Consider the following 13802-nt stretch of genomic DNA (forward strand, 5'->3'; position numbering starts at 1 on the left):
AGCCGTCAACGAAGGCGCCTGCCGTTATCCTGGCCGCGTCGCTGATGTTCGATCTTCGTGATGAAGCGCTGGATCGCCACGCCGGTGGCGGGAGCCAGATCGGCAAACGATACGCCGACCCGGAACCGGACACCGTCCGGTCGCTCGACCATCGGCGTCACGTGTCGTATCTGAGCGGCACTTTGCACATCGACCTGTCCTGGCAAGGGCAAGTGCAGCCGCGCGATGTGCTGCTCGATTTGCAGAGGCGGCTCGCCGACGGTCGAAAATCCCAGGCCGCCGACGCTCAAGTCATGCGCGGGCCACTCCCCTAATACGCGGTCATCGTCGTCAAACAATTTCACCATCAACGGCTTGGCCACCGGCAGCAGGATGCGATAACTCTCACGCCGCTGCACGCGCACGATGCGATCCGGCAGCGGCACCGAGAAAGCATCGCTGCCGCCCCACTCGAATCGCTCGGCCTGGCCACAGGCGAATTGCACACGGATGCCATTGAGATTGGAGACAAAGATGCAGCTGACGCTGATCGGCAAGCGCTTGTTGATTTCCGGATCGCCGCTGAGGTCGAACACCAGCGCGTCGGCGCGCGCTTCCAATAAGGTCGTTTGAAAGAAATCACGGCCGCTGCGGAAGTACACTGTCACCGGCTCCCTGCGCAGAATCAGCTCGTTCAGGACGCTCAGGATTTCCATCCTCCCGATCAGGAAGTAACGGTCCTCGATTTCATCGTCGCTCAAAGAAGGCAGCATGTCAGTCTTCCGCTTGATGTGACGGCGATGCGCCGCGCCGTTCCCGCTCGATGTCGACGATGTAACGCAGAATCGCGACGCGCACCGGCTCCGGCAAGTCGATGAACCCCAGCCCGATGCGGTAGCCGGATTCATCCTCGGATTGCGCGAGATCGGTGGCATGGCGCACGCTGACGGCGCAATCGACCACAGCATGGCCGGCGATATCCAGCCGTGCGCGCACGGCGCTGGCAGCACGGCGCAATTCGTCCGGCGTCGGCAACGCCACGCCCAGTCCGCCGACGCTCAGGTCGCGCAAGGGCCACTCGCCGAGCAACTTGCCGTCGCCGGCGTATAGCGCCACTGCAGTCGGCTGCTGGGACGGGACGATGGTGCGGACATTTTCCTGGCGCTGCAGGCGTGCCAGCTTCGTGGGAAGCGCCACGCTGAAAGCGGCGCTGTCGCCCCAGCGAAGCGGCTCAACGCGCTCCGCGGCAAACAACACCTGGATGCCTTGCGGACGTGCGGAAAAAGTGCAGGCGGAGGCTGCCGCCAGGCGCGCATTCGCTTGCGCATCGCGGCCGGCTTCAAATACCAGGGCATGTTCCCGCGCTTCCAGCAGGCGCGTCTCCATGCACTCGTCCACGCCGAAATGCACGCTGACCGGTTCGCTGTAGTAAATCAGCTCGTTCAGCAGCGCAAGAATCTCCATGCGGCCATGCACGAGAAAACGTGCATCGATGCCATCGATGTGCAAGCCCGGTTTCACCCTACTCTCCCTTGACGGCGCACTGTCTCCCGCCGATTGTCCCGCTTGTTTTTTCTATCCTGTTTCGTATACAGCCATGCGATAGCACGTGCCTGATACGTTCCAGTCTACATTTTGATATTTCGTGATTTCAAGTCTAGCAGGCTGATGCTGCTTGTGTAAGAGCGAGGAGAGGGAAAAATACGCTTATTCTTTATCGATGCCTTGATTGAGACGCTCGGCGCGAGCCAGCAATGCCGCCACGCTGGCGGTGTTCAGCAATTCGGATTCGGCAAAATTGATTGGCTGGCCGTTCCGCATTTCTTTTTGCATATCATGGATGGCAGACAGCAAATCCATGACAAGCGTATAACGGCACGCGGCTTCGACGAGCACTTCCAGCTTGTAAGCTTCATATTCGACCCGGGCCATTGCGCACCTCGCAAGATAGAAACGCTTGAGATTTCATTCTTCGTGAGGGCAGTATGCAAATAAGTTCCTGACAAGTTTTTGATTTCGCCACAATTTTAATGGCTGGATTGCATCGCATCCAAGTTTTGTCAAACATCATGGCGCCTATGGTTGTGCTTCGACCAAGGTCATGCGCACCCGGCCCCCGAAGCCAAGTTTTCCTGTTCAATCGCCCTCTTCGCCGCCCGGTTGATTGGCCGCCAAGTCCAGCGCACCTGCACTCAATCCGCGAAATTGGGCTGCTTTCATGAGTCTTTTCTCAATTAAAAAACCGGCAATGGGAGGCTACGATGTTACACGTCAACATAGCCAATTTATGGAAGCCGCACATGGACACCAAAGCCCAAATCTCCCCGGTATCAAGCAATCATATTGAATACGCTCCGCTGGCGCCGCAAGCGCAACGCGCGACGCCAAGCAAAAAGGAATACCTGCCCTTCACTATTCGACTGGTGCAATCCGACGAGCAGTTGAGCAAGGCATTGCAAATCCGTTATTCCGCCTATGCGCGCCATGTGCCGACTTTTGCCGAAACGCTGAAGATGGCCGAGCCGCTCGATAACACCGATGGCGTCGCCATCCTGCTGGCCGAATCCAAGCTGGACGGCTCGCCGCTGGGGACCATGCGCATCCAGACCAACTGGTTCAATCCGCTCACCCTGGAGCAATCGATCGAATTGCCGGAGTGGCTGAAGAACCGTTCGCTGGCGGAAGCCACCCGCCTTGGCGTCACCGAGCAAAGCATCGGCCGCAACGTCAAGACCGCGCTCTTCAAGGCCTACTTCCAGTTCTGCGTGCAGAACGGCATCGAGTGGATGGTGATTGCCGGCCGCTCGCCGATCGATCGCCAGTATGACCGCCTACTGTTTTCCGATGTCTATCCGGGCATGGGCTATATCCCGCTGCAGCATGCCAACAATATGCCGCATCGCGTGCTGTCGTTTGAAGTCGGCACGGCCGAAGAGCGCTGGAACCAGGCCAAGCATCCGCTGACCAACTTCGTGTTCCACACCGATCACCCGGATATCGATGTCGGCAAGCGCAACAGCCATCTGTTGCAGTAAGCATCCTGACTTGGGTAGCGTTCGCATTCGAAGTGTTGCTGCTGGACGACTAAATTGTTACGTCGGAGCAATAGAATGTAAAATTCGGCTAAGATGCGGTAGTAATGCCGATTCCTCACTATGACTACCGCTTTCCATTTTCTGCCGAAAGGGCGCCATACCGCCCGTGCAGTCCAACTACTGGACCGGATCCTGTATGGCTTTACCGCGTATGCGCTGCCCTTCCTCATCGCGGCACTTTCGGTCATTTCCCTGCTCGCCTGGAAGACCTACTACCCCACATCGGAAAATGTCACGCCCCTGGCATTTCGCCTTATTCCTGATGCTAAGGATGTTCTCTCTCCCGAACAGGCGCTCGCCGGCCTGAACCAAGTTTCGGAAATTAAAAAGTTCGATACCAGGCTGGCAGAAACACCCTTCTGGTTTGTTTTCGATGTCAGACATCCCGCCGATGGGCAAGCCATCGCGGTTGAGCTGACTTCGCGGCATGCGGAACAAACCGTGTGCTGGAATGCCGACACCTTGCAGGAACTGGGGCGGGCCGATCGAAGCCGCGTCCAGGGCGCCATGTCGGAAGCCAAGGCCGGTTTCGCCATCGGCCTGGAAGAAACCTTGCTCGCCGATCGCGTGCTCTGCAAGGCCAGCTTTGTCGGACCCGCACGGATCGCCGTCGCCCAATGGCCGGCAGCGAAACTGAACGCCAACGTGCTGGCTTTCCACCGCCATTCCGGCTTGCTCGAAGGCGGCATGATCATGCTGGCGCTGTTCATGCTGGTGACGGCGCTCATCAACCGCACGGCGATCTACATGCTGTTTGCGGCATGGCTGATCACTTGCCTGCGTGTCGGCTCCATTTCCGCAGGCTGGGATTTCCAATGGCTCGGGCACAGGATTCCGCCGGAGTGGGTGCAGTTCAGCCGACTGCTGACCATCATGGCGTACTACATCGCCACGGTCGGCCTGTTCCGGGCCTTGTTCAAGGAAGATCTTGGCAAGGTCGGCTACCGCTGGGTGATGCATGTCATGCAGTGGATCTGCCTGGTGATGCTGCCGCTGCCTTTCATCCTGCCGCATGCGAAATTTCTCCAGTTCTTCTGGGTTGCCACCGCAATCGGTGTGCCGCTGCTGATCTTTTTGCTGGTCCGCATCCTGATGTATGCGCGCTCGCCGGTGGCTATCTGGTATAGCACCTCGATCGCCATCACCTTGGCGGCAAGCCTCTATGAAGTATTTTCCGCCGCGTTCGGCTGGAAAGGCATGCTCGGCACGATCAACAGCGTCACGGCCGCGCTGTCGTCGAGCCTGCTGGCTTCGCTGGCGCTGGCGGCGCAAATGCGCACCGAGCACCAGGAACGGCTCGAAGCACAAGCGCAGCTTCGCCATAACTACGAAGTCATGCCGATCGGCTTGTTCACGCTGGATCTGCAGGGCTGTTTCATCAATGCCAATCCGGCCCTGCAAGCCATGCTCGGCAAGGATGTGCTGGCGCCGCAGCACAAGCAATGGAGCCAGCATTTCGAGCCCGGCGCCTGGAGCCGCCTGCTGGACCTGATTCATGCCGGTTCCGAAGTCGAGCTGGAAATTCGCGGCCGCGAAGGAGGCCAAGCCAACGATCAGAAACGCTACCGCGTCAAGGCGATCCTGGCATACGGCAAGATCGAAGGCTGGCTGCAGGATGTCACGGAAAAATCCAAGGCCGATGAAAACCTGCGCTTCATGGCCTTGAACGATCCGCTCACGCGCGTCTACAACCGGCGCGGCATCGAACAGATGTACGAAGCGGCGGTGGCGCAAGTGAGCGAAACCAGACCGCTGGCGCTGGCTTACCTGGATCTGGATCGCTTCAAGCTGATTAACGACCTGTACGGCCATACCACCGGCGACCAGGTGCTGCGCCAGGTGTGCGAACGCATCACCAGCATGCTGGCCGGCAGCCAGTTCATCGGCCGCGTCGGCGGCGACGAATTCGTGCTGGTCATGGCCGAGACGGCGATGCAACCGGCTTCATGGACCTGCCGCGGCATCATCGAATGCGTCAGCGCCGAGCCGTACCGCATCGGCGACAAGGCATTCCAGGTCGGCGTCTCGATCGGTCTCATCGATATCAGCCCGGGCACGCAATTCAAGGATGCGCTGGCCAACGCCGACCGCGCCTGCCGCGAAGCCAAGGGCGGCCACAAGGAAGGCCTGGTGGTGTATGAAAAGAATGCCAAAGCTTTCATCGAGCGCGAAGCCGAGCTGAAGCTGGTTGAACGCCTCTCCGGCAATAGCCTGCTGGAAGGCTTGTTCCTGGAAATGCAGCCGATCATGTCCTTGAAAGCGCCGCACGACTCGCTCAATTTCGAAGTGCTGCTGCGCATGCGTAACCAGGATGGCAGCGTGATTCCGGCAGGCCGCATCATCGGCGCCGCGGAAAACAGCGGCCGCACGGGCGTGGTGGACCGCTGGGTCATGTCCACCACCCTGGCGTGGATCGACCGCCACTACGATCGCCTCTCGCGCACCCGGTTCGTCTGCATGAACCTGAGCGGCGCCTCGCTCAACGATGAACGCTTCATTCACGATGCCTACGCCATGCTGGCCGATAACCCGCGCGCGGCCAGCCGCCTCTGCGTGGAAATCACCGAGAGCGTGGCCCTGCACGACTTGAACAATACCCGCCGCTTCATCGACAGCATTCGCGGCTACGGCGTGCGCGTGGCGCTGGACGACTTCGGCGCCGGCTACACCTCCTTCTCCTATCTGAAGGAATTGCCGGCAGATGTGCTGAAGATCGACGGCAGCTTCGTGGTGAACATGAACGAGCATCCGACCAACGTGGCGATCGTCGAGGCGATCGTCAACCTGGCGATGAACCTTGGCATGAAGACCATCGCCGAATGGGCCGAAGACCATGCCACCGTGCAGACGCTGGCGGAGATCGGCGTCGATTACGTGCAAGGCTATGCGGTCTCGCGCCCGCAGGACCCGGCCAAGCTGCTGGAAGCGGAATCCGCCGCCAGCTTCATCAAGGATGACCGGCTCGCCAACTTCGTGCGCATGCTGGGCAAGACTGAAACGATGCATGGCCAATCGGATTTGCAGGACATGCTGAAAAACAGGAAGCTGCACTGACCCGCCTGAGCGCGGCGACAATAAAAAATGGCACCGACTGACGGTGCCATTTTTTTATTGCGGAATTACTTAGCTTACCGCTGGGTCAGCTTACTTCAGCAAGGAGCACTTGGATTCGGCCTTGGTGGTGAAGGCATCTTCAGCCTTGATGTTCTGCACGATCTTGTAGTAATCCCAAGGCGCCTTCGATTCTTCCGGCTTCTTGACCTGGATGAGCTTGAGATCACTCATCAGGCGGCCATCCTCGCGGATCTTCGCATTGCTGGTGTACATGTCATTGACCGGATTCTTCTTCAGGTAGGCCATGACCTTGTCCGAATCATCCGTGCCCAGCGCCTTGACCGCCTTCAGGTACGTCATGGCTGCCGAATACGTCGAGGCATGCAGCGCCGTCGGCATGCGCTTCATCACCGCGAAATACCGCTTGGACCAGGTGCGCGATTCCGGGCTCTGATCCCAGTACCAGCCGGCAGTGGAGTACAGGCCTTGGGTCTGCTGCAAGCCCAGCGCATGCACGTCGGTGATAAACATCAGCAATACCGCCATCTTCATGGAACGGTTCACGCCAAACTCATTGGCGGCCTTGATGGAAGCGACCAGATCATTGCTGGCATTGGCAAAACCCAGCACCTGTGCCTTGGAAGCCTGCGCCATCATCAAGAAGGAAGAGAAGTCCGAAGCATTCAGCGGATGACGTGCCGCACCCAGTACCGTGCCGCCATTGGCCTTGACCACCTTGGCAGAGTCACCTTCCAGCGAGTGGCCAAACACATAGTCGGCAGTCAGGTAGTACCAGCTCTTGCCACCCTGGTTGACCACGGCCGAGCTGGTGCCGCGGGCCGCCGCCACGGTATCATAGCCGTAGTGAATCATGTAGGGATTGCAATCTTCATTGGTGATGCGGCCGGTGCCGGTAGCCGGAATCATGAAGACTTTTTTCTTTTCATTGGCGATCTTGCCCATGGCCAGCATGACGGCCGAATTGGCGCCGGCCATCAGCAAGTCGACGCCGTCGCGGTCTGCCCACTCGCGCGCCTTGCTGGAGGCGATGTCAGCCTTGTGCAAATGGTCGGCGTACACCAGCTCGATCTTCTTGCCGTTGATGCTGCCGCCCATGTCGGCGATCGCCATTTTCAGCGCCTCGATGCCGCCCTGCCCTGAAATGTCGGAATACACGCCAGACATATCCGTCAGCATGCCGATCTTGATCGTGTCGTCGGATATCTGCGCCGAAGCCGGCGCTGATATGCCCATAGCCATCGAAACTGCCACAGCCGATGCTACTGCCTTACGTTTGAATTGCATTTTCATCTCCATGAATTGGTTCGTGCCGGATTACGTGCCAGATTTCCTGAAGCATTACTGCCGCAGGCATTCCGGTCTGCATACGAAAATCGCCAGGGCGGCTCCGGCCATTGCCACCATGCTGATATGGTTTATGCCGCTTTCGGCAACTCCTCGGCCGCCAGAGGCGCGCGCCCAAGAATCAGGTCCGATGCTTTTTCTGCGATCATCATCGTGGCGGCGCAGATGTTGGCGGAAGGAATACTCGGCATGACCGAGGAATCCGCCACGCGCAAGCCTGTCAGTCCATGCACGCGCAACTGGTTATCGACGACAGCCATGGCGTCGTCTGCGCGCCCCATGCGCGCCGTGCCATTCAGATGATAGGAAGAGACGCCGTAGCGGCGCGCAAAGTCGAGCAACTCGTCATCACCGACTTTGCTCGGACCAGGCAAGGTTTCGCACTCGGCATACCTGGCCAGCTCCGGCGTTTGCAACAGGCGGCGCGCCAGGCGAATGCCGTTGACCAGCACTTCGCGATCGCGTTCGTCTTCCAGATAATTTGCCTGGATGACAGGGTCGGCAAACACATCGGCCGAACGCGCCTGCACAGTGCCGCGGCTGTATGGGCGATGTTGCCAGACGCCGGCGGTCATGCCGGGAAAACTGTCGAGCATGCCGACATAGCCTTCCTTGTAGCTGGCCGGGGAAAATACGCCTTGCAGATCCGGCAGCGTCAGTTCTTCCCTGGACTTCCAGAAGAAATGCACCAGCGAGGGACTCAAGGCCAGGATGTTCGGCCTACCCAGCAGCCAGCGCGCGATTTGCCCGCCCAGGCCTAAGCCGCGCGCCATCTCATTCATGGTGGAGATATTTTTAACGCGAGCTACCAGGCGTACGGAAAAATGGTCGCTCAGGTTGGCGCCGACGCCGGGTGCGTGATGCTGCACCGGCACGCCGATCTCGCGCAACAAGGATTCCGGGCCGATTCCCGAAAGCTGCAACAGCTTGGGGGTGTTGATGGCACCGGCGCATATGATCACTTCGCGACGTGCCAGCACAGTCGTGGCGCTGGCCAGTTCGCGGTTTTTCATGTAACGCACGCCGGTTGCTCGCTTGCCCTCCAGCAGAATCTGGATCGCCTGGGAGTTGGTCCTGATCGCCAGGTTGGTGCGCGAGCGGGCCGGCCACAGGTAAGTGCGGGAAGTGCTCATGCGCCAGCGGCCATTGATGGTGCGCTGGTAATAGCCTACGCCAGCCTGATCGGCGCCGTTGTAATCGGGGTTGCGCGGAATGCCGATTCCTTGCGCACCGGCGATGAATGCGTCGCAGATCGGATGCTTCCATTCGATATCGGATACCGGCAAGGCGCCATTGCGGCCGCGATAGCGGTCGTCGCCACCGGTCCGGCGCTCCATGCGCTTGAAATAAGGCAGCACTTCGGCATAGCTCCACCCCGCGTTCCCCATCTCGGCCCACTGGTCGTAATCATTGCGCTGACCACGGTTGTACACCAGGCCATTGATCGAGGTGGATCCGCCCAGCACGCGGCCCTGCGGCAGCGGAATGCGGCGGCCGCCCGTGAGTTCCGTCGGCTCGCTCTTGAATTGCCACGTGAAATCCGGGTTGAATAAGGTCTTGATGAAGCCTGCTGGAATATGGATGAATGGATGCCAGTCAGATGAACCGGCTTCCAGCAGACAAACGGTCGTCTTGCCATCTTCGGAAAGGCGACTGGCCAGGATGGCGCCGGCGGCGCCCGAGCCGACGATCACGTAATCGAATGTCTCTGCGTTCTTATTGGATACTGATGTCATGGTGTTGCTTGTCCTTTTATTGCCGAACCCTGGCTGGCTCATGCACCGGCGGAGAAGTTGCCCGCCAGGCAGGCATATTTCAGCTCCATGAATTCCTCGATGCCGTACTTGGAACCCTCGCGCCCCAGACCGGATTCCTTGATACCGCCAAAGGGGCCGACCTCATTGGAAATCATGCCGGTGTTAACGCCTACCATGCCGTACTCCAGGGCTTCCATCACACGCCAGACGCGCGCCAGGTTCTCGCTGTAGAAGTATGCAGCCAGGCCGGTTTCGCTATCGTTGGCCATGGCAATCACTTCTGACTCACTGCTGAACTTCACCAGGCCAAGCACCGGGCCGAAAATTTCTTCATGCGCGATTTCCATGTCGGCAGTAATGCCGGAAAGGAGCGTCGGTTCGAAGAACGTGCCGCCCAGTGCATGCGGCTTGCCGCCGACATGCACTTGCGCGCCCTTGGCGACGGCATCATCGACCAGCCGCTGTACCTTTTGCAGAGCACGCCCATCAATCAGCGGGCCCTGCTCGACTTCCGCTTCCAGGCCATTGCCAACCTTGAAGGCGGCGACACGGCGCGCCAAACGTCCGGCAAAATCGTCGAACACCGCCTCATGGACATAGATTCGATTGGCGCATACGCAAGTCTGGCCGGCATTGCGGAATTTCGAAGCCATCAAGCCTTCGATGGCTTGCTCCAGATCGGCGTCATCGAACACGATGAAGGGGGCATTCCCGCCCAACTCCAGCGACAGCTTCTTGATGTTGGCTGCGCTTTGCTGCATCAGCAGGCGGCCAGTCGCGGTGGAGCCGGTGAAGGTCAGCTTGCGCACTGTCGGGTTGGCAGTCAGCTCGCCGCCGATTGCCACCGGGTTGCCGGTGACGATATTGAAGACGCCCTTCGGCACACCGGCGCGTTCAGCCAGCTCGATGAGCGCCAGCGCCGAGTATGGCGTCAGTTCTGCCGGTTTCAGCACCACGGTGCAGCCGGCCGCGAGCGCAGGGCTCACCTTGCGGGTCACCAGCGCACTCGGAAAATTCCACGCAGTGATCGCCGCGCAGACGCCGATCGGCTGGCGAAACGCCAGCAGACGCTGATCACCGCGAGTCGCGGGCAGCACGTCACCATAGACTCGCTTGGCCTCTTCGGAAAACCATTCAACGAAGGACAAGGCATAGCGGATTTCGCCGCGGGCTTCCGCCAACGGCTTGCCCTGCTCCAGCGTCATCAGCAAGGCCAGGTCTTCAAGGTTTTCCTCGATTAAGTCTTGCCAGCGGCGCAGGATAGTGCCACGCTCCTTGCCGGTCCTGGCGCGCCAGGCCGGCAGCGCACGCTCGGCTGCCGCAATCGCTTCACGGGTTTCCGCCTGCCCCATGTCGGGCACGCTTCCCAGCACGCTGCCATCGGCAGGGTTGGTTACGGCAAGAGTTGCGCCAGTATTGGCATCGCACCATTCGCCGCCGATATAGGCTTGTTGGCGAAATAAGCTCGGGTCGCGCAATTGCATGTGTCTCATCCTTTTATTGGTATGCGTGTCTTATGCTGCCGGGCGCGCGTAAAGCTCGGTGCGCTTGCCTGACCTCATTACCTGTCCCGGCACCTCATGACCGACGATTGCCGGCAAATCGCGCGCCACCGTCAACAATGCGTCCAGGTCGACACCGGTCGCTATGCCGCAGGCATCGAACATATGCACCAGGTCTTCCGTGCAGATATTGCCAGTCGCGCCAGGCGCAAATGGACAACCGCCGATACCGCCCAGCGAGGCATCGAAACTGAGCGCGCCAGCAGCAGCGCCCGCCAAGGCATTCGCCAAACCCATGCCGCGCGTGTTATGGAAATGCAGGGTTAACGGCACGTCAGGAAAGGCATTACGGAACGCCCGCGTGACTTGTTCGACTTGTCGGGGATGCGCCATGCCGGTGGTATCGGCCAAGGTAATGCTGTGCATGCCCATGCCCAGATATTGTTCGGCCGCCCACAGAACGCGATACAACGGCTGTTCGCCATCGAAAGGACAGCCGAAAGCCGTGGCCACGGTGCCGTTGACGCGCATCGCGCTGCCGCGCACCAATTTCATGACGCCACGAAACTGCTCCAGCGATTGCTCGCAAGTCATGCGCATGTTGGCCAGATTATGGCTCTCGCCGATCGACATCACCAGATTGATCTCATCAACCGCTGCGGCCTGCGCACGCTCGCAGCCACGCTCGTTCGGCACCAGCGCGACATAGGTGACGCCCGGCACGCGCGTGATGCCTTGCATGACTTCGGCGGCGTCGCGCAAGTTCGGGATCGCCTTGGGCGAGACGAAGGACGTGACTTCGATCTTGGCCAGGCCGGTACACGACAACCGATCGATCAGCTTGATTTTTTCTTCGGTCGGCACGAATGCCGGCTCGCTCTGGAAGCCATCACGCACCGCGACGTCATTGATTTGGATCCGCTGTGGCAGATTTGCAGTAATCATATGGTTAGCTGAAGCCCTTCTTCAAATCAGGATTCTGTCTGCAACAGACTGCACGATGCCGGCAAACGCCGCAGGTGCTTCGGCGGCCGATGTGTGCCCGGTTTCCAGCACATGCAGCGAACTGGCGGGAAGCGCGCCGGCCAATTCCGTCGCATGCGCCATCGTCCTGGCCTTGTCGAAGCGCCCGTGCACCACGGCAGCCGGTATGCCGGCAAGGCTTGGCAATACGGGCAGCAGGTCAATTGCTTTGAGGCTCGCAAGCGACTCGGCCACCGCCGAGGGATTCAGCTGCGCGGGATAGGCTTGCAGGCGTTCCATCAGCTGCGGCGGGATATCCGTGCCGATGCATCGCGTGGAGAACGCCTCCCAGAACGCCGTTCCCCATTGCATGGATACTTTATCGATGAGGCTATCGATATCGCCAAGCCCGCGTGTGTTCGCGCCGCTGTTGGACAGGACCAGCCCCGCCACCGAGTTGCGGCCATCTGCCATGCACTGCCGGGCAGCCAGCACGGCAATCACCGTGCCGACGGAATGGCCGACCAGGATCACCTTCCCGAGTTGGTCGATCAGCTCGCTGACCCGCTGCGCCAGCGACACCAGGTCGAATGGGCCCTCGCTTTCCAGCCAGGGAACGCCATAGCCGATGTAGCCGGTCGATTCCGCCATGGCGGCAAAAACTTCCGGCGAACACATGGCCCCGGGCAGGCAGAGCAACGCCGGCTTGCCGGCATCGCCGTCGCACAACTTCACATGCTTTAACACGGGTCTCACATTCATCTTTTCTGTGGATGGCATATCGGACCTCGGCATCGGCTACTACGCGGCTTCAGATGATGCCCTGCTCGCGCAGCGCGGCAATCTGTTCAGCGCTTCGGCCCAGCGTGGTCAGGACTTCGTCGGTATGCTCGCCCAATTCCGGGCCCAGCCAGTTGGTCTTGCCCGGTGTCGCCGAAAGCTTCGGCACCACGCCAGGCATGTCGACCACCTGACCATCCGGCAATGTATGCGGCTGGATCATGTCGCGCGCCCGGTAATGCGGGTCCTTGTGGATATCGGCGGCATCGAACACGCGGCTGCTCGGCACGTCGGCTGCTTCCAACGCCTGCAGCACATCGTCAAGATCATGCTGCATGGTCCAGTCGGTAATGGCCTGATCCAACATCTCGGTATGCTGCGCGCGGCCATCGTTGCGCGCCAGGCGCGGGTCTTCAGCCAGATCGGCGCGACCCATGGCATGCATGAGGCGCTTGAAAATGCTGTCGCCATTGCCGGCGATGATGACATAGCGGCCATCCCGGCATGGATAGGTATTGGACGGCACGATGCCGGGCAAGCTGGAGCCGGTGCGCTCGCGCACGTAACCGAATGCGGAATATTCGGGAATCAGGCTTTCCATGACACCGAACACGGCCTCGTACAGGGCAACATCGATGAACTGGCCGCTGCCGCCATTGACCTTCAAGTGGTGCATTGCCATCATTGCGCCGATCACGCCGTACAGTGACGCGAGCGTGTCGCCAATGCTGACGCCGACGCGCACCGGCGGGCGATCAGGATAGCCGACCAAGCCGCGCAAGCCCCCCATCGATTCGGCAATCGCCGCGAAACCGGGGCGCTTGTGATAAGGGCCGGTCTGGCCATAGCCGGACACGCGCACCATGATCAGCGAAGGATTGATTTGCGAAAGCTGCTCCCAGCCCAGTCCCCATGCTTCCAAGGTCCCCGGGCGAAAGTTTTCAATCACGATATCGGCATCCTTGACCAGGTCGCGCACGATTTGCTGACCCTGCTCCGATTTCAGATTGAGCGTGATGGATTTCTTATTGCGGCTTTGCGAATACCACCACAGTGAAGTGCCGTTATGCAGTTTGCGCCATTTGCGCAGCGGATCACCGTCACCGGGAGATTCGATCTTGATGACTTCCGCACCGAACTGCGCCAGCAAGCTGGCAGCATAAGGGCCTGCAATCAAGGTGCCGATCTCGATCACTTTCACACCCTGCAAAGGTGCCTGTGTGTTATTGCTTTGCTCTGTCATGGCAATCTATTCTGATGTCTCCTGGATGCAAGTCAGGCGTAACCCTGCCTGCGAATGGGACCCA

General features: G+C 59.8%; 11 protein-coding genes. 2 read left to right on the forward strand and 9 right to left on the reverse strand.

What is annotated here, in order from left to right:
• Positions 1-5: 5 nt before the first annotated feature.
• The 3 genes from EDC30_RS06135 to EDC30_RS06145 all read right to left on the reverse strand — a co-directional run bounded on the left by EDC30_RS06135 (position 6) and on the right by EDC30_RS06145 (position 1911).
• Complete coding sequence (locus EDC30_RS06135) at positions 6-752, reverse strand: flagellar brake protein (protein ID WP_165973745.1); 747 nt, start codon at positions 750-752, stop codon at positions 6-8.
• A 1-nt stretch (position 753) separates the two neighbouring features.
• Positions 754-1500 carry a flagellar regulator YcgR PilZN domain-containing protein gene (locus EDC30_RS06140; RefSeq protein WP_132257926.1) on the reverse strand — a complete coding sequence of 249 codons (747 nt, stop codon included), beginning with the start codon at positions 1498-1500 and terminating at the stop codon, positions 754-756.
• Positions 1501-1686: 186 nt separating this feature from the next.
• Positions 1687-1911 carry a hypothetical protein gene (locus tag EDC30_RS06145; RefSeq protein WP_132257927.1) on the reverse strand — a complete coding sequence of 75 codons (225 nt, stop codon included), beginning with the start codon at positions 1909-1911 and terminating at the stop codon, positions 1687-1689.
• A gap of 368 nt (positions 1912-2279) precedes the next feature.
• On the opposite strand from EDC30_RS06145, the gene EDC30_RS06150 reads away from it, so the two are divergent.
• Entirely contained in the window at positions 2280-3014 is a 735-nt protein-coding gene (locus tag EDC30_RS06150) for a hypothetical protein (RefSeq protein ID WP_132257928.1), read from the forward strand.
• A 120-nt stretch (positions 3015-3134) separates the two neighbouring features.
• The gene (locus tag EDC30_RS06155) at positions 3135-6128 is read left to right on the forward strand and encodes an EAL domain-containing protein (RefSeq protein ID WP_132257929.1); all 2994 of its coding nucleotides are present in this window, start codon (positions 3135-3137) and stop codon (positions 6126-6128) included.
• A 90-nt stretch (positions 6129-6218) separates the two neighbouring features.
• On the opposite strand, the gene EDC30_RS06160 is transcribed toward EDC30_RS06155, so the two are convergent.
• The 6 genes from EDC30_RS06160 to EDC30_RS06185 form a co-directional block, all read right to left on the reverse strand.
• Positions 6219-7433 carry an ABC transporter substrate-binding protein gene (locus EDC30_RS06160; RefSeq protein ID WP_132257930.1) on the reverse strand — a complete coding sequence of 405 codons (1215 nt, stop codon included), beginning with the start codon at positions 7431-7433 and terminating at the stop codon, positions 6219-6221.
• 131 nt (positions 7434-7564) lie between these two features.
• Positions 7565-9229: a GMC family oxidoreductase gene (locus EDC30_RS06165; protein ID WP_132257931.1), complete on the reverse strand. Its 1665-nt coding sequence runs from the start codon at positions 9227-9229 to the stop codon at positions 7565-7567.
• Between the two features lie 38 nt (positions 9230-9267).
• Positions 9268-10734, reverse strand: coding sequence for an NAD-dependent succinate-semialdehyde dehydrogenase (locus tag EDC30_RS06170; protein ID WP_132257932.1), 1467 nt, complete (start codon positions 10732-10734; stop codon positions 9268-9270).
• A 30-nt stretch (positions 10735-10764) separates the two neighbouring features.
• Entirely contained in the window at positions 10765-11697 is a 933-nt protein-coding gene (locus EDC30_RS06175) for a hydroxymethylglutaryl-CoA lyase (protein WP_132257933.1), read from the reverse strand.
• Between the two features lie 21 nt (positions 11698-11718).
• A complete protein-coding gene (locus EDC30_RS06180; protein WP_207907222.1) occupies positions 11719-12462 on the reverse strand; it encodes an alpha/beta fold hydrolase in 744 nt (247 codons plus the stop codon).
• Positions 12463-12526: 64 nt separating this feature from the next.
• A complete protein-coding gene (locus tag EDC30_RS06185; protein WP_132257934.1) occupies positions 12527-13738 on the reverse strand; it encodes a CaiB/BaiF CoA transferase family protein in 1212 nt (403 codons plus the stop codon).
• Positions 13739-13802 lie beyond the last annotated feature (64 nt).

The organism is Paucimonas lemoignei, assembly GCF_004342585.1.
In the GTDB taxonomy this organism is placed as follows: Bacteria; Pseudomonadota; Gammaproteobacteria; order Burkholderiales; family Burkholderiaceae_D; genus Paucimonas; species Paucimonas lemoignei.